14 protein-coding genes and 1 pseudogene are annotated in these 16,612 nt (G+C 70.0%); 6 read left to right on the top strand and 9 right to left on the bottom strand.

Annotated elements, in window-relative coordinates; genetic code table 11:
* Positions 1-33: 33 nt before the first annotated feature.
* On the bottom strand, positions 34-378 hold the full coding sequence (locus tag ACWFRU_RS21240) for a hypothetical protein (RefSeq protein ID WP_453689152.1): 345 nt from the start codon (positions 376-378) through the stop codon (positions 34-36).
* Between the two features lie 79 nt (positions 379-457).
* Complete coding sequence (locus ACWFRU_RS21235; RefSeq protein ID WP_453689150.1) at positions 458-874, bottom strand: ankyrin repeat domain-containing protein; 417 nt, start codon at positions 872-874, stop codon at positions 458-460.
* 133 nt (positions 875-1,007) lie between these two features.
* On the opposite strand from ACWFRU_RS21235, the gene ACWFRU_RS21230 reads away from it, so the two are divergent.
* From ACWFRU_RS21230 to ACWFRU_RS21220, 3 genes are read left to right on the top strand one after another with little or no spacing between them, the layout of a single operon-like run.
* A complete protein-coding gene (locus tag ACWFRU_RS21230) occupies positions 1,008-1,547 on the top strand; it encodes a hypothetical protein (RefSeq protein WP_453689148.1) in 540 nt (179 codons plus the stop codon).
* Positions 1,548-1,586: 39 nt separating this feature from the next.
* Complete coding sequence (locus ACWFRU_RS21225) at positions 1,587-2,477, top strand: LLM class F420-dependent oxidoreductase (protein ID WP_453689146.1); 891 nt, start codon at positions 1,587-1,589, stop codon at positions 2,475-2,477.
* A gap of 42 nt (positions 2,478-2,519) precedes the next feature.
* Positions 2,520-5,153, top strand: coding sequence for a bifunctional FO biosynthesis protein CofGH (locus ACWFRU_RS21220; RefSeq protein ID WP_453689144.1), 2,634 nt, complete (start codon positions 2,520-2,522; stop codon positions 5,151-5,153).
* Positions 5,154-5,205: 52 nt separating this feature from the next.
* Here the strand turns inward: ACWFRU_RS21220 and ACWFRU_RS21215 are convergent, their stop codons facing one another.
* The gene (locus ACWFRU_RS21215) at positions 5,206-6,606 is read right to left on the bottom strand and encodes an FG-GAP and VCBS repeat-containing protein (RefSeq protein WP_453689142.1); all 1,401 of its coding nucleotides are present in this window, start codon (positions 6,604-6,606) and stop codon (positions 5,206-5,208) included.
* 270 nt (positions 6,607-6,876) lie between these two features.
* The gene (locus ACWFRU_RS21210) at positions 6,877-8,283 is read right to left on the bottom strand and encodes an FG-GAP-like repeat-containing protein (protein ID WP_453689140.1); all 1,407 of its coding nucleotides are present in this window, start codon (positions 8,281-8,283) and stop codon (positions 6,877-6,879) included.
* 286 nt (positions 8,284-8,569) lie between these two features.
* Between ACWFRU_RS21210 and ACWFRU_RS21205 the strand changes: the two genes are divergently transcribed.
* Positions 8,570-9,688 (top strand): ADP-ribosylglycohydrolase family protein, encoded by a 1,119-nt coding sequence (locus ACWFRU_RS21205; RefSeq protein ID WP_453689139.1) that lies wholly within the window; start codon positions 8,570-8,572, stop codon positions 9,686-9,688.
* A gap of 74 nt (positions 9,689-9,762) precedes the next feature.
* Here ACWFRU_RS21205 and ACWFRU_RS21200 read toward each other — a convergent pair whose 3' ends face one another.
* Together ACWFRU_RS21200 and ACWFRU_RS21195 are read right to left on the bottom strand one after the other, a co-directional pair.
* Positions 9,763-11,340 carry a sodium:solute symporter family protein gene (locus tag ACWFRU_RS21200; RefSeq protein ID WP_453689137.1) on the bottom strand — a complete coding sequence of 526 codons (1,578 nt, stop codon included), beginning with the start codon at positions 11,338-11,340 and terminating at the stop codon, positions 9,763-9,765.
* Between the two features lie 300 nt (positions 11,341-11,640).
* Complete coding sequence (locus tag ACWFRU_RS21195) at positions 11,641-12,429, bottom strand: SDR family oxidoreductase (RefSeq protein ID WP_453689135.1); 789 nt, start codon at positions 12,427-12,429, stop codon at positions 11,641-11,643.
* A gap of 75 nt (positions 12,430-12,504) precedes the next feature.
* On the opposite strand from ACWFRU_RS21195, the gene ACWFRU_RS21190 reads away from it, so the two are divergent.
* Positions 12,505-13,344: a hypothetical protein gene (locus ACWFRU_RS21190; RefSeq protein WP_453689133.1), complete on the top strand. Its 840-nt coding sequence runs from the start codon at positions 12,505-12,507 to the stop codon at positions 13,342-13,344.
* An 81-nt stretch (positions 13,345-13,425) separates the two neighbouring features.
* Here the strand turns inward: ACWFRU_RS21190 and ACWFRU_RS21185 are convergent, their stop codons facing one another.
* From ACWFRU_RS21185 to ACWFRU_RS21175, 3 genes are all read right to left on the bottom strand, one after another.
* Positions 13,426-13,623 carry a DUF397 domain-containing protein gene (locus tag ACWFRU_RS21185; RefSeq protein ID WP_453689132.1) on the bottom strand — a complete coding sequence of 66 codons (198 nt, stop codon included), beginning with the start codon at positions 13,621-13,623 and terminating at the stop codon, positions 13,426-13,428.
* Positions 13,624-13,850: 227 nt separating this feature from the next.
* The gene (locus ACWFRU_RS21180) at positions 13,851-14,708 is read right to left on the bottom strand and encodes a helix-turn-helix domain-containing protein (RefSeq protein WP_363211805.1); all 858 of its coding nucleotides are present in this window, start codon (positions 14,706-14,708) and stop codon (positions 13,851-13,853) included.
* Positions 14,709-15,106: 398 nt separating this feature from the next.
* A complete protein-coding gene (locus tag ACWFRU_RS21175) occupies positions 15,107-15,880 on the bottom strand; it encodes a GOLPH3/VPS74 family protein (RefSeq protein ID WP_365821351.1) in 774 nt (257 codons plus the stop codon).
* 199 nt (positions 15,881-16,079) lie between these two features.
* Here ACWFRU_RS21175 and ACWFRU_RS21170 point away from each other — a divergent pair.
* A pseudogene (locus ACWFRU_RS21170) lies at positions 16,080-16,612 on the top strand (D-alanyl-D-alanine carboxypeptidase); the annotation flags it as partial.

The following is a 16,612-nucleotide window of genomic DNA, read 5'->3' as shown; positions in this document are numbered from 1 at the left end:
CGGGTGGCGTCGGGCCTACTGGTGGTGCCGGGCTTACTGGTGGTGCCGGGCTTTGCGCACGCGGCGGACGGCGACCATGACGATGATGATGATCGCGATGACGGCGATGATCCCGATGATCAGCCCGATCCCGCCCTTGGACTTCTTCTTTTTCTTCTTGGGCTTGGACTGCGCCTCGTCGGCGGCCTTGGTGTCAGCCCGGCCGGTGACGACCCCGGTCGCGTACGCAGCCGAAGCAGCAGCAGCCGAAGAAGAAGCGGCACCTTCCGTGGTCGAGACAGCCACGGACCGCGGGGTGGCCGCGTAAGCCCCGGCGGAAGCGGTGCCTCCCAGCAGCGCGCCGAGCAGCAGCAGGACGGTCGCCAGACGAAGTCGCATGATGGAGCCCCCCAATTCCCCCGGAACTCGCCGGAATACCCCGGTTCTGGCGGATCCTAGGCCCTCCGGAGCCCCACGCCTAGGCGCTCGCGCCGGCGTCCCGCAGCACGGCCGCCGTCTCCGTGTGGGAGCCCTGCGTCGCCCAGCGCAGCGGGGAGCTTCCGGTGCCGTGGTCCTCGCGGAGATTGGGGTCTGCTCCATGGGCGAGCAGTTCACGCACCACGTCGGTGTGACCCCAGCACGCCGCTCCGCACAGGGGCGTCCCCTGGTCCCCGTGCCCGCTCTCCACGTCGGGATCGGCGCCCGCCTCCAGGAGTGCCCGGACGACGGGCGCCGCGCCGTGCACGGACGCGCCGTACAGCGGTGTCGTGCCGTCGGGGTCGGGGGTCCTGGGGTCCGCTCCGGCCCGCAGCAGCGCCTTGACCTGAGTGGTCCAGCCCAGCTGCGCTGCCATGACCAGCTGTTGCGTCTGCTTCTTGCGTCGTCTTCTGCTCATCGGGCGCCAGGGTAGTTCGGGAGCCGGGCGAGGTGGTCGGATTTTTTGCTCCCCCGTGCGGCGGAGGCGCGGCGTCTCTGATCGGACCGCACGCCGATGTGGCGGGCCGGCCCCCGCGGTCAGCATGAGGGCCATGTTGAAGATGAGCGCTCTGCCCGATGTGCCCCGGTGGGCCGTGATCGCCGCCCATGCCGTACCGCTGGCCACCCTGCCCTCGGGGCTGTGGCGCGTCGCCCTGGTCGCCGGGCTTCCGGTGGCCGACATGCCCGTGGAGGGCCGGGGCGAGATGCTCTACGTCCTGGGGCTCAGCGTCGTCTCCGAGTGCCTCGCCCTGCTGACGCTCGGTCTGGTGCGGGGGTGGGGCGAGGTCGTGCCGGGGTGGATACCGCTGCTCGGCGGACGCCGGGTGCGGCCGCTCGCCGCGGTGATCCCGGCGCTGCTCGGGGCCGCCGGGCTGTTCCTGATCACCGGCTGGTTCGTGTACGCGGCGTTCGCGGACCTGGGCACCGGCGTCACGGACAGCGCGGCCAAGCAGACGCTCCTCGTGGTCTGCTACGCGCCGCTGCTCCTGTGGGCCCCGCTGCTCCTCGCGGTGACGGCCGCGTACCACAAGAGGCGGACGCGAGGTGGCGGCGCGGCATGGACTCCTGCGCCGCAGACGGCTAGTAAGTGAGACCCGCCAGCGACAGCAGCGACAACAGGAGGCCCTCCCGTGCGAGTTGCCGCCACCCTCTACCTCACCGACGAGACCATCACGCCGATCCGCCTGGCCCAGGAGCTGGAGCGGCGGGGCTTCGCCGCGCTGTACCTGCCCGAGCACTCCCACATCCCGGTGTCCCGCGAGACCCCGTACCCCGGCGGTGAACTGCCGCCCGAGTGCGCCCGGATGCTGAACCCGTTCGTCGCCCTCGCCCAGGCCGCCGCCGTCACCCACCGGCTGGGGCTCGGCACGAACATCACGCTCGTCGGGCAGCACGACCCGATCGACCTCGCCAAGCAGATCGCGACCCTCGACCATCTCTCCGGCGGCCGGTTCACCCTCGGCGTCGGCTACGGCTGGAACAAGGAGGAGGCCGCCGACCACGGCGTCGAGTGGCGCACGCGGCGCGCGCTCGTGCGGGACCGGATGGCGGTCATGCGGGCGCTGTGGGCCGAGCGGCCGACGGCGTACGAAGGGGAGTTCGGGAGGGTGCGCGCCAGCGAGGCGCACCCGAAGCCGGTGCGACCTCCCCGCACGCGGCCGCGCATGAAACACCCGCTTTACGGCCCCCGCACCCTCATCGGCGGTGCCGCCGGGCCCAAGCTGTTCGCGCACATCGCGGAGTACGCCGACGGCTGGCTGCCCATCGGCGGCGGCGGTCTGCGCGACACGCTCCCGCAGCTCCGCACCGCCTGGGCCGACGCGGGCCGGGACCCCGACGACCTGTATGTGGCACTGTCCGCCGTCGAACCGACCGAGGGCAAACTCGCCCACTACGCGCGGCTCGGCGTCGACGAGGTCATCGTGCAGCTCCCGGCCGGCGGGGAGGCGGAGGTGCTGCGCGCGCTCGACGGTTTCCAGCGATACGTGCACGTCACACCTGCCCCCGACAACCCGCACTGACCTGTAGCTGTTTCTCCGAGCGGTCGCTCGTATGCTCGGAGGATGACCAACAGCGCGCCGCAGGACAAAGCACCCCAGGGGCCGGCGCCGGCGCCGGCACGCCCCACCGCGAACGCCATGCGTCGCGCGCTCAAACGCGCCAGGGACGGCGTCGCGCTCGACACCGCCGAAGCCGCCGTGCTGCTCCAGGCGCGCGGCGACGACCTGAAGGACCTCGCGGCGTCCGCCGCGCGGGTGCGTGACGCGGGCCTCGCGGCGGCCGGGCGGCCCGGCGTCATCACGTACTCGAAGAAGGTCTTCATCCCGCTGACGCGGCTGTGCCGGGACAAGTGCCACTACTGCACGTTCGTGACCGTCCCGGGCAAGCTGCGGCGCGAGGGCCACGGCATGTTCCTCTCGCCCGACGAGGTCGTCGACATCGCACGGCGGGGCGCCGAAATGGGCTGCAAGGAAGCCCTGTTCACGCTCGGCGACCGGCCCGAGGACCGCTGGCCCGAGGCCCGCGAGTGGCTGGAGGCGGAGGGGTACGACGACACCCTCGCCTACGTCCGCGCGATGGCGATCCGCGTCCTGGAGGAGACGGGCCTGCTCCCGCACCTCAACCCGGGCGTCATGACCTGGACCGACCTCCAGCGGCTCAAGCCCGTCGCGCCGTCCATGGGCATGATGCTGGAGACGACCGCGACCCGGCTGTGGAGCGAGCCGGGCGGCCCGCACCACGGCTCGCCCGACAAGGAGCCCGCGGTCCGGCTGCGCGTCCTGGAAGACGCGGGACGCTCGAACGTCCCCTTCACCACCGGTATCCTCATCGGGATCGGTGAGTCGTACGAGGAGCGGGCGGACGCCCTCTTCCGCCTGCGCTCGACGCAGCGTTCGTACCACGGCATCCAGGAAGTCATCGTCCAGAACTTCCGCGCCAAGCCGGACACGGCGATGCGCGGCATGCCCGACGCCGAACTGGAGGAGCTGGCCGCGTGCATCGCGGTGTCGCGGCACATCCTCGGCCCGAGCGCCCGCATCCAGGCCCCGCCGAACCTGGTGGACGCCGAGTACGCCCTCCTGATCGGCGCGGGCATCGACGACTGGGGCGGCGTCTCGCCCCTGACGCCCGACCACGTGAACCCCGAGCGCCCCTGGCCGCACATCGACGAGCTGGCCGAGAAGACCGCGGACGCGGGCTTCGAACTGCGCGAACGCCTCACGATCTACCCGGAGTTCATCGAGCGCGGCGAGCCCTGGCTCGACCCGCGCCTGCTGCCGCACGTGCGCGCGCTCGTCGACCCGGAGACGGGCCTCGCGAACCCCGACGCCCGGCCGAGCGGACTGCCCTGGCAGGAGCCCGACGAGGGGTACGTCGCCTCGTCCGGCCGCACGGACCTGCACCGCACGATCGACACGACGGGCCGCACGTCCGACCGGCGTGACGACTTCGACGAGGTGTACGGCGACTGGGAGGCCCTGCGCGAGCAGGCCGCGCCCGGCATGGTCCCCTCGCGCATCGACGGCGACGTACGGGCGGCGCTCAAGACGGCCGCCGACGACCCGACCGCCCTCACGGACGAACAGGCGCTCGCGCTGCTGCACGCGGACGGGCCCGCCCTCGACGCGCTCTGCGGTGTCGCCGACGACCTGCGCAAGTCCGTGGTCGGCGACGACGTCACGTACATCGTCACGCGCAACATCAACTTCACGAACGTCTGTTACACCGGCTGCCGCTTCTGCGCCTTCGCCCAGCGCCGCACGGACGCCGACGCGTACACGCTCTCCCTGGACCAGGTCGCCGACCGGGCCCAGCAGGCGTGGGAGGTCGGCGCCACCGAGGTGTGCATGCAGGGCGGCATCCACCCGGACCTGCCCGGCAGCGCGTACTTCGACATCGCGCGGGCCGTGAAGGAGCGCGTGCCGGGCATGCACGTGCACGCGTTCTCGCCGATGGAGGTCGTGAACGGCGCGACCAGGACCGGCCTTTCGATACGGGACTGGCTCAGCGCCGCGAAGGACGCGGGCCTGGACTCGATCCCCGGCACGGCCGCGGAGATCCTCGACGACGAGGTGCGCTGGGTCCTGACGAAGGGCAAGCTGCCCACAGCCACCTGGATCGAGGTCGTGAGCACAGCCCACGAGCTGGGCATCCGTTCCTCCTCCACGATGATGTACGGGCACGTGGACCAGCCGAGGCACTGGCTCGGGCACTTCCGCACGCTGGCCGGGATGCAGCGGGACGCGCTGGCCAAGGGGGTCGAGGGCTTCACGGAGTTCGTGACGCTGCCCTTCATCCACACCAACGCCCCGGTCTATCTGGCGGGCATCGCACGGCCGGGTCCGACCACGCGCGACAACCGCGCGGTGGTGGCGATGGCGCGGCTCCTGCTCCACCCGTACATCCCGAACATCCAGACCAGCTGGGTGAAGCTGGGCACGGAGGGCGCGGCGGAGATGCTGCGCTCGGGCGCGAACGACCTGGGCGGCACGCTGATGGAGGAGACCATCTCCCGCATGGCGGGCTCCAGTTACGGCTCGTACCGCTCGGTGAAGGATCTCGTCGCGATCGCGGAGGAGGCGGGGCGTCCGGCGAAGCCGCGCACCACGCTGTACGGAGAGGTGCCGGTGGAGCGCCAGGAGGCGGCCGCCGCTTCGGACGGCCACCTCCCGGAGTTGCTTCCCGTGCTGGACTGACTCGGGGGAAAGGTCAGCCCTTCTGGGGAAGGTCAGCCCTTCGGAGGCGGGGTCAGGCGAGTTCGCCGCCGAAGCGGGCGCCCGCCTCCGGGGTGCCGAGCGAGGACGGGCTGAACGACGTGATGCCGGTAGTCGTCAGGCCGGAACCGGCGCCACGCAGCAGCCAGGCGGCACCGGAGTCCTTGGTCGTGCCGTCCTCCAGCGGGGCGCCCGCGGTGAGGTCGGCGCGGCCGTCCTTGTTCACGTCGGAGAGCTTGACCTCGGTGCCGAAGGTGTCGCCCGACTCCGAGACGCCGGGGACGTTGGCCGTGGTCTGGTTGAAGGCCTGGGCGCCGGTGCCGGTCAGGCCGCTCGCGCCGCCCTTGAGGAGGACGACGGCGCCCGTGTCCCCGGCGGAGTCGACGTCTTCGCCGGGCACGCCGACCGCGATGTCCGCGTAGCCGTCGCCCGTGACGTCGCCGGCGGAGATCGAGTAGCCGAACTGGTCGCCCTTGTCGTTCAGGTCGGGGTCGCCCTGCTCGCCCACGCCGGGGACGCCCGCGGTGTCCTGCGTGATCTTCGCGGTGCGGGTGGAGAGGCCGGACGCGGAGCCGTAGACGACCCGGACGGCGCCCGCGTCGTAGACCTGCATCTCGGAGACCTCGTCGACCTCGCGGGCGACCAGGTCGCCGTATCCGTCCTTGTCGACGTCGGCGATGACGCCGTTCGTCGTGAACTTCTTGGTGGGCGTCGACGTCTTGGCGAGGCCTTCCTTGCTGCCCTTCCACAGGCGCGAGGAGTGCTGCATCTCCTCGAAGCTGTGGCTGGTGACGAGGTCGTCCGCGCCGTCACCGGTCACGTCGCCGACCATGAGCTCGTCGGGGCCGTCGTCGCCGTTCTCGACGGAGGAGGCGGAGGCGGGCTTCCCGTCGCGGGTGAACGGGCCGTAGCGCACCTCCAGGGTCGACGAGGAGTTGGCGACGAGGTCGGTCCTGCCGTCGCCGTTGAAGTCGCCGGCCTTCAGCGCCTGGACGTACTCGCCCGGCAGTTCGCCGCCCTGGGTCAGTCCGCTCGCGGAGCCCCAGATCACGACGTCCTTGGAGCCGTTGTTCACGGTGAGGTCGGTGTATCCGTCCCCGTCCAGGTCGGCCGCCTCGGTGCTCGCACCGAAGCCGCCGCCCTCCTCCGGGTCGCCGGGTACGCCGGCGGTGGTGCGGTCGATCCGCTTGGCGTGCGCGGTGTCGGCGCCCGACGGCGATCCGTACACGATCGACACGTAGCCCGCGCCGGCCTTGCCGCTGACGGCGCCCTTGTACGCGGAGACGGCGAGGTCGGCGTATCCGTCATGGTTGAAGTCGGTCACGTTCTTGCTCGCCGCGGCGGGCGCCGCGAAGGCGGAACCGGCCGTGGCGACGACGGCGAACGGGGTCGCGAGCGCGGTGACCGCGACGGCGGCCATGAGTGAGCGACGCACTGGTCCTCCTGTGGGGTAACTGCTGTGACACAGAGGAAGACCGGAGCCTCGGGCAAGTGGTTGTACACCACAGGTTCATCGTTACGACGCCCGGACATTTCCGTTACAGCGTCTGTCCTTCACCTTCCGTACCAGGCGCGGCAGTTCACCCGCACCCACCAGCAACTACGTTTTGGATGCACGCAGTTCAGTCTCGGAGGCGGCCGTTGCGGAACGTTCCGGCGCCACGGCCGCCTACCGGACTCCGGTCAGCGGGGGATCAGCGGGGGATCAGCGGGTGAGCTTGCCGCCGAAGAGGGCGCCCTCCTGCGCCGTGCCGAGCGAGGAGGGGCTGAAGGACGTGATGTTGGTCGTCGTCAGCCCGTTCTGCGAGCCGCGCAGCAGCCAGGCGGCGCCCGAGTCCTTGACGGTGCCGTCCTCGGTGGGGGCGCCCACGGTCAGGTCGGCGCGGTTGTTGTTGTTCACGTCGGCGAGGAGGACCGCGGAACCGAAGGCGTCGCCGCTCTCGGAAACGCCCGGGACGCCGGCCGTGGTCTGGTTGAAGGCCTGGGCGCAGGTGCCGGTCAGGCCGCCCGAGCCGCCCCTGAGCAGGACGATCGCTCCGGCGTCCCCCGTCGAGTCGAGGTCTTCTCCGGGCACGCCGACCGCGATGTCGGGGTAGCCGTCGCCGGTGACGTCACCGGCGGAGATCGAGTAGCCGAACTGGTCGCCCTTGTCGTTCAGGTCCGAGTCGCCCTCCTCGCCCACACCGGGGACGCCCGCGGTGTCCTGGGTGATGCGCTTGGTGCGGTCGGAGAGCCCGGAGGCGGCGCCGTAGACGACGCGGACCGCGCCCGCGTCGTAGTTCTGCATCTCGGAGACCTCGTCGACCTCGCGGGCCACCAGGTCGCCGTACCCGTCCTTGTCCACGTCGGCGATGACGCCGTCGACGGTGAACTTGCCGGTGGGCGTGGAGGCGCCGGTGAAGCCGTCCTTGCCGCCCTTCCACAGGCGCGAGGAGTACTGCATCTCCTCGAAGGAGTGGCTGGTGACGAGGTCGTCGGCGCCGTCACCGGTCATGTCGCCGACGATGATGTCGCCGGGACCGGTGTCGTCACTGTTCTCCAGGTTCTTGGCGGAGGCGGGCTTCCCGTCACGGGTGAACGGGCCGAAACGCGTCTCGATCCCGGTCCGGGAGTTGGCGACGAGGTCGGTTCTGCCGTCGCCGTTGAAGTCACCGGCCTTGAGGTCCCACACGGATTCGCCGGGCAGCTGCGAGATCCCGGTGAGGCCGTACGCGGAACCCCACAGCACGACGTCGTAGGGCTCGTCGTTCACGACGAGGTCGGTGTAGCCGTCACCGTCGAGGTCATCGGCGGTCGTACGGAGCCCGAAGCCCGCGCCCTGCTCGGGGGTGCCCGGCAGGCCCGGCGTGGCGCGGCTGATCTGTTCGGTGTTCGCGGTGTCGGCACCGGCCGCCGAGCCGTACAAGACCGATATGTAACCGGCGCCGGTCTTGCCGTCGACGGTGCCGCGCCCCGCGGACACGGCGAGGTCGGCGTAACCGTCGTGGTTGAAGTCGATCACGGGGGTGCGGTGCGGGACGGGCGCGGCGGCCGCGGAACCGCTGGTGGCCACGAGGGCGAACGGGGTCGCGAGCGCGGTGACGGCGACGGCGGCCATGAGGGAACGACGCACTGATCCTCCTGGAGGAGACTGCTGTGACGTGAGGGAGACCAGTGCCTGGGGTGGATGGTTGTAAACGTTGGCTTCACCTTCACGGCGCGTGACGTTTCCCTTTCGGGCCGTCCGCCGCGGAGTTTCGGGGATTCATGAAAAGCCCCTGTGAAGGCCGGTCAAAGGTGATCTGAAGGGCGACTCTTCAGATATCTCTTCGTCTCTGAACCGACCGTTCCCGGTCGATTACAGTGCTGCGCAGAACGTGCGCGGAAGTGCAGGGGGGCGAGCCAGGAGAGGAGGTGCCGTGAGCACCGCAGCAGCCACCGGAGTCTGGGGCCGCGCCGAGCAGCAGGACTTCCGGAGCCGGGTGCGCGGCACTCTCCTCGGAGCCGCCGTCGGCGACGCGCTTGGAGCGCCCGTCGACGCGCTGACCCTGGATGAGATACGCGGGGCCCACGGCGCCGAAGGCCTCACCGAACCCGCCCCCGCGCACGGCAGACGCGGCGCCGTCACCGCCGCCACGCAGCTCACCCTCTTCACCGTCGACGGACTCATACGGGCCCAGGTGCGGCGCGACACCGGAGCCTGGCATCCGCCCACCGACCTGCACCGCGCCTACCGCCGCTGGGCGGCCACCCAGAGCGACTGGGGGCCCGACGAGCGGCGCAAGGAGGACGGCTGGCTGGCCCGCGAGGAGTGGCTCTACTCGCGCCGCTCGCCCGCCCGCGCCTGCCTGATCGGGTTCGGCGACGAGACCATGGGGACGCTCGAGGCCCCCAAGAACCCGGGTGAGCAGGGCGCCGAGGCCGTCACCCGGTCCGCGCCCTTCGGGCTCCTGGTCGGCTGGGAGCCGCAACTGGTGCTCCAGCTCGCCGTGGAATGCGCCGTACAGACCCACGGGCACCCCACCGCCTATCTCGCCGCCGGCGCCCACACCATCCTCGTCCACGGTCTCGCCCGCGGGGATTCCCTGGACGGCGCCATCCAGCGGGCGCTCGCCCTGCTGGCCGCCCGGCCAGGACACCAGCCCGTGACCGACGCGCTGAAGCACGCCCTGGGAGCCGTGCGGCAGGGGATGCCCACCCCCTCCCGGGTGGAGGAGCTGATGGGGGACGGCGGTGCCGAGGGTGCGCTGGCCGCCGCCGTGTACTGCGCCCTGGTGGGCGAGGACATCCGCCACGGGCTGCGGCTCGCCGTCAACCACGGCGGTTCGTCGGCCGCCGCGGGCGCCCTGTGCGGGGCGCTGCTCGGCGCGTTGCACGGCGAGACGGCGTTGCCGCCCGCCTGGCTCACCGAGCTGGAGGGGCGGGCCACGATCCTTGAGCTCGCGGACGACTTCGCGATGGAGATGACGCAGGGCCCCGCGCTGCACGGCCCTGCGGTCTCGTCGCCGGGGTGGCTCGCGCGGTATCCGCGGGCGTGAGGTGAGCACGAACGCCGGACAGGCAGTTGTCAGCCTGTCCGGCGTTGGAGGACGAACTCGGCGAAGCCGGTGAATTACGGCAGCCGACCCTGCGGGGTGACTACTTCGTCAGCCTCCCCGGCCGGGGGCGGAATCACTGCCGCACCGGCGGAGCCATCGTCATCCGTGTTGATCTTCTCGATGATCGCGTCCCGCTCAGGTGTGTCCTCCGGCTTCACGAAGCCGACGACGACGTAGAGGATCAGTGAGACCGCCAGCGGGATCGAGACCTGGTACTCCAGGGGCACCCCGCCCTCGACGCTCCAGTTGATCGGGTAGTTGACCAGCCAGAAGGCGAGCAGACCCATCGACCAGCTGGTGAGCGCCGCGGTCGGACCCGACTTGCGGAACGGGCGCAGCAGACCCAGCATCATCGGGATCGCGATCGGACCCATCAGGCCCGCCACCCACTTGATGACGACCGTGATGATGTCCTTGAACGCGGGCGAGTTGACCTGCGTGGCCACCGCCATGGACAGACCGAGGAAGACGACGGTCGTCAGACGCGCGGCGAGCAGACCCGAGCGTTCGTTCCACTGCTTGGCCTGCCGGGAGATCACCGGCGCGACGTCCCGGGTGAAGACCGCGGCGATCGCGTTGGCGTCCGAGGAGCACATGGCCATCGTGTGGGAGAAGAAGCCGACGATGACGAGTCCCAGCAAGCCGTGCGGAAGGAGCTGTTCGGTCATCAGGGCGTACGAGTCCGAGCCGTCGGGCTTCTTCGCGTCCACCAGGAGCGGGGACATCCACATGGGGAAGAAGAGGATGACCGGCCACACCAGCCACAGCACCGCCGAGAGCCGGGCCGAGCGGGCGGCCTCGCGGGGCGTCGCCGTGGCCATGTAGCGCTGGGCCTGGTTGAGCATGCCGCCGTTGTACTCGAAGAGCTTGATGAAGAGGAACGCGAGCAGGAAGACCGTTCCGTACGGGCCGACCAACGGCTGTGCGTGGCCGTCCAGTTCGGGCTCGTCCCAGACGCCGAAGAAGCCGCCGTGCGGGCCGAGCTTCGACACCACGGCCACGAACATCGCGATACCGGCGAGGAGTTGGATGATGAACTGGCCGAGTTCGGTGAGCGCGTCCGCCCACAGGCCGCCGATCGTGCAGTAGATGGCGGTGATCACGCCCGTGATCAGGATGCCCTGGTTGATCGAGATGCCGGTGAAGACGGAGAGCAGGGTGGCGATGGCGGCCCACTTGGCGGCCACGTCCACGATCTTCAGGAGCATCCCGGACCAGGCGAGGGCCTGCTGGGTCTTCAGGTTGTAGCGGTTCTTGAGGTATTCGAGCGGCGATGCCACGTGCAGGCGTCCGCGCAGCCGGTTGATGCGGGGAGCGAAGAGCTTGGAGCCGATGGCGATGCCGAGCGCGATCGGGAACGACCAGGTGATGAAGGACGTGACGCCGTAGGTGTACGCGATGCCCGCGTACCCGGTGAACATCACGGCGCTGTAGCCGGACATGTGGTGCGAGATGCCGGACAGCCACCAGGGCATCTTGCCGCCCGCGGTGAAGAAGTCGCTGACGTTGTCCACACGTTTGTGGGACCAGACGCCGATCGCGACCATGATGCCGAAGTAGCCGATGAGCACGGCCCAGTCGAGACTGTTCATGTGCCCCCTCCAGGGGTCCGCCTTGTGAACTCTGCTGTGATGCCGTGCACTTCGCCAGTTTCGTGACATACGGACCTGGGCGGCCTTGAAGTGCCCGCTCATCGTGGGTTCGGGGGTGCGGTGCCGACAACCGGCAGTAAGGTCAAGAGCGAGTAAAATCGTTCTGTTTGCTGACCTGCGTTCACATCCTTGATTGGCGATCGAAGGGTCCGCAGGCGACGTCCCGGGCGTCCGGCGCACACGAAAACGGCTGTACGGGACCCAAGTCCCGTACAGCCGTAGCCTGTTCCGCCAAGTGCCCTACCGCATCAGCTCACCCGCGTTCACCAGCAGCGACTGCCCTGTGATCGCCCGCGCCCTGTCCGACGCCAGGAACACCGCCGCGTCCGCCACATCCCCGTCTGTCGCCAGTTCCGGGAGCGCCATCCGCGCCGCGAGGCGGCCTCGCACCTCCTCCTCGGGCACGCCCTCGGTGTGCGCGGTGAACTGGACGTACGCCTCGACCGGCGGGCCCCACATCCAGCCGGGCAGCACGGTGTTGACCCGGATGCGGTCGGGGCCCACCTCGTGCGCCAGGGAGTACATCGCCGACGTCAGCGCCCCCTTCGACGCCGCGTACGCCGCCTGACGCACCTGCGAGGGCGCCGCGACCGCCGACTGCGTGCCGATGAACACCACCGAGCCGCCCCGCTCCTTCAGCGCGGGCAGACAGGCCCGCGTCATCCGCAGCGTGCCGAGCAGATTGACGTCGATGACCTGCTGCCAGGTGGCGAAGTCCGCGTCCTGTACCCCACCGAAGTAGCTGTCCCAGGCGGCCACATGGACCACCGCGTCGATCCCGCCGAACCGCTCGCGCGCGAGGTCCGCGAGCGCGTCGCACTGGGCCTCGTCGGTGATGTCGGTCGGGCGGTACGCCGTCCGCGTGCCCTCGGGGTCGATCTCACCGGCCGACTTGGCGAGGTTCGCCTCCGTGCGCGCCCCGAGCACCGCCCGGCCCCCGTCCCGTACGACGGCGGCCGCCACCTGGTGGCCGAGGCCCGCGCCGACCCCCGAGACGACGACGGTCTTTCCTTCGAGGAGCGAGCGCATGGGGCGCCTCCCGGCTCTGGCAGTTTTGCTGACGGGGCGTCAGAGTATGGGCGACCACCGGAGGAAGGAAGACTCATGAGCGAGGACACCCGCAGCGAGGTCTACGGCGAACTGGCCGCCGTCGGCCCGTACGGCGTGCACCCGGGCCACGCCCTGATCACCATGGTCGAGCCGCACCCGGGCCACGAGTACGCGTACAACCGCTGGTACGAGGACGACCACTACTACGCCGGCGCGATGGCGATGCCCTGGATGTACGCGGGCCGCCGCTGGGTCGCTCCCCGCGAACTCCAACTCCTGCGCCAGCCCGAGAAGTCGGCGGTCGCCGAGCCCGTGACCGCAGGCTGCTACCTCTCCACGTACTGGGTCACCGCGGGCCGCTACGACGAGCACATGAAGTGGACCGTCGGCATCAACAAACGCCTCAACCGCGACGGCCGCGTCTACCAGGACCGCACCCACGTGTTCACGGCCTTCCAGGACCACGAGGCCACCGTCTACCGCGACGGCGCGGCAGGCCCCCGCGACTTCCACGCGCTCGACCACCCCTACCAGGGCCTCGTGCTCGAAGTCGTCGACGCCGAGTCGGGCGCGCGACGGGCGGAGCTGCTGGAGTGGCTGCGGTCCAAGAACCTGCCGCGCGCCCTCGCAGGGTCTCCGGCCGCGATGGTGACCATCTTCCGGCCGACTCCGCTGCCGGGGGACCGCATGACGTACGTGAAGCAGGTGGAGGGAGTCGACACACGGCTCACGATGCTCTGGTTCCTCCAGGCCGATCCGCGGGACTGCTGGCAGGAGCATTTCGCCGGGCGGGTGGACGCGGTGGCGGAATCAGGGCTCGGGAAAGTGGAACTGGTGGCTCCGTTCATTCCCACGGTGCCGGGAACGGATACGTACGTCGATCAGCTCCGATAAAGAGCCGAGCCCCCTCGGCCGGGACGGCGGGCCAGTCGAGAGGGCTCAATCGGTACTGCTCATGCAATTGTTGATCTCTCGCTACTTCTCCCGGCCGACCTCGGCGACGAATGCGCGCCACGAGTCGGAGGGAAAGGCGAGGACGGGTCCCTCGGTGACCTTTGAGTCCCGGACCGAAATCGCGGTCGCAAGAGGGGACTTGACCTCGACACACGCGCCGTTTCCCGTGGAATACGAGGACTTGACCCACGTATTCGTAGCGCCCTGATGAATTGCCATGGTTACTCCGGTTTGCCCAGTTGTTGAGTTGCGGTCACCGCCGGCAGCGGCTGCGCCAACAGATGTTGCTTGATGGCGTGAATGACGCTACTCGCCAACATCGATGAGTGAAGGGAGCGTTCACTCGACCGGATGGCATATTCCAGTGGGGTCTTCCGCCTCGCCGAGGGGTAGGTGTACCGTGCGGCTCTTTCCCTCGCGAGGCGGTCGCATACGCGACGTATCCCTCAGCGTGCGTACTCTTTCGCGATGTCTGCGATGAGTTGGCGTGATTGATCCACGTTCAGTGCCTGTGCCCGCAGATGTTCGTACATCACGCTGTACTGCTGCACGTCGTTGGCCTTCTCCAGATAGAGGTCGCTCGTGACGCCCTCGATGTAGACGACGCTGGAGTCCGCCGCGTCCGGGAACTCGAGAATCGCGTACTGGCCGTTGAGACCGGGATGCGCGCCCATCTCGAAGGGAATCACCTGGACTGTCACATGCGGCAGTTGGGACTGCTCCACGAGGTGTTCCAGCTGGTCGCGCATCAGATGCCGGGAGCCGACCACGCGGCGCAGCGCGGACTCGTCCAGGACGGTCCACAAGCGCAAAGGATTCTCCGGGGCGTTGATGCGCTCCTGGCGGCGGACGCGGACCTGGACCCGCTTCTCGATGTCGGTCGGTGTGGTCTCCGGCAGAGCGCCGGTGATGAGCGCCTCGGCGTACGCACGGGTCTGGAGCAAGCCGGGGACGACCTGCGGGTCGTACACGCGCAGGGACGCGGCGTCCGTCTCCAGACCGATGTAGACGCTGTACGGGATGTCGCCGAAGGAGTGCCACCAGCCCTGCTGGCGCGAGTCCTTGGCCATTTGCATGAGCGAGTCGACGATGCGGTGGTCCTCGACCTCGTAGACCCCGCAGAGGTCGCGTACATCGCGCTGACTGATCGAACGGCGGCCGTTCTCGAGGCGGCTGATCTTCGACTGCGAGACCAGCAGGCGCTCGGCCACCTCCTCGGCCGTCATGCCCTTGAGCTCGCGGAGCCTGCGGAGCTCCTGGCCCAACCGGCGTCGCCTGACGGTGGGATTGACATTGGACGCCACGGACGTGCACCTCCGACTACATGCCTCTACTTTGCGTATCTGCTGTTCAGCAGAGTGCCACCATCGCGTCGCGCACCGCTGGGAAACAGCCGATGTGAAGAGCGAACTGCCGTGCGACGTGAAGACGGACATGAGGACTGGTACGAGGGGTGCGGCCCGGCCACGAGGTGCCAGTTGCGCGGCCGCGCGGGGCCCGGGTCCCGGTGTCGTCGTCCGGACGGTTCCGGTGTCCGTGCCCCGCGCGGCCCAGCGGCTCCCGAACCGGGTCTGGGGGACTGCGGTGCGGCGTTGCTGTTGCCGGTACTGCGGGTGAGTCCTGTGTTGCTGGTGAGTCCTGTGTTACGGGTGAGTCTTTGCTTCCCTACTGCCCTACTGGCCTACTGCATCTCTGACCGGGCTCAGTGGGCCACGGCACGTGCCATGGATCCGCGGCGCGGCTGCATCGGAACCCCACCGGGTTCCGGCACGGTCCTGGCCGGCTGTCGGCCACCGCCTGGTCCACCCGGTCCACCCGGGCCCGCTGGGGCCGGGCTGCGGCGTGGCTGAGCGGCCACACCGTTCTGGACGTCCATCACGGCGTGCGCCACGAGGCCGCCCATCGGGTCGTGCCTGATCAGGTCCCGGAGACGGGAGCGCGATGAACGCCCCTCGTTGCCGGGGTAGAGGTGCTTGCCGAGTCCCACTGCGTGAGCGAGCGCGGCGAGCGCCGCGGTCCGCGGGTCCGGGGGTACGCCGGTGCGGATCGCGCTGTCCAGTCGGGACCTGATGTCCCGGCTGATTGCCGTGTCCGTCGCCTGGTAGCGAGTCGTCGGCAGTACTCCGCACATCTGGCCCGATACGGCATGCACCATGCCGCACCGCTCCAGGTGCGCGAGGTAGATCTGGCGCAGCCCCAGTCGGGGCCCGCCAATCCAGTGGACTGCCCGAACCGGGCTGCCGCGCCTGCGCAGCAGTTCCAGTGCGGAGTCCAGAGTCGGATCTCCGGTCGGCCGTGGCATCACCACGGCGATACGATCCCCGTCTGGGGCTATCCGTCCGGCCAGCGCCAGCTCCACTAGCTGTGCTCCGGCCAGACCGAGGTCGAGCGACTGCGGCTGCGCTGTGGTACCCGTGGCCGGGTCCAAAGCGAGCAGCAGAAGCTCCTCCGGAATTGTTCTGCGGCTCCTGCCCATCCATGCCTCCCCGCGTGGATGAATGACAGGGTGACCCCTCTCACATTGGTCTGTCGAGAGTGCGTGACCGGTACGTACGGGAACCAGTAGGTATGTCGTTCTCGTCTACCACGGGGGTTAAGCCCTCACACAGGACACTGGTACATGGTTCGGACAGCGGGTCCGACCGTGGTTTTGGCGCAACGGCAACGCGAGCGGCATGGCGTACGAGGAGGCATCGGTGGCGGGCGAGACCCCCGACAGGTCGAAGCAGCGGAAGTCGTCGGGGAACCCGACTGGGGCAGAACCGTCCGTGCCGGCACCGGCGCCGGAGGAACGGGACCCGCGTCTCGCGGTGGCCCGGGAGGTCCCGGCGGCGCGCGAAGAGGCCTCGGAGCGGCAGGACAACGCGACGGCGGTCTTCTCGACGAAGGCGGTGACCTCCGGCGCGGAGAAGCGTGCGGCGTCCGAGGAGCCGCCCAAGGGGGCCAAGGCCCCCGAGGCCGGGGACGCACGGCTGAGGGCCGCTGTGGCCGCGTGGGTGGCCACAGCGGACGAGGAGACGGACGCGGAGGCCACCACGCCGGACGACGAGAAGTCCTCTGCCCCGTCCCCGGCCGGGGACGAGGCTCCGGCTGCTGCCGGTGCTAAGGCTTCGGAAGCGGCGAGGGACGAGGCCGCGGAGGAGAGCAAGGCTCCGGCTCCCGCCGGGGCTAAGGCTCCGGACGCGGCGGGCTCCGGTGGTGCTGCGGG

It is taken from the genome of Streptomyces sp. NPDC055099 (assembly GCF_053607685.1).
This window is presented reverse-complemented; position numbering and strand designations above follow the sequence as displayed.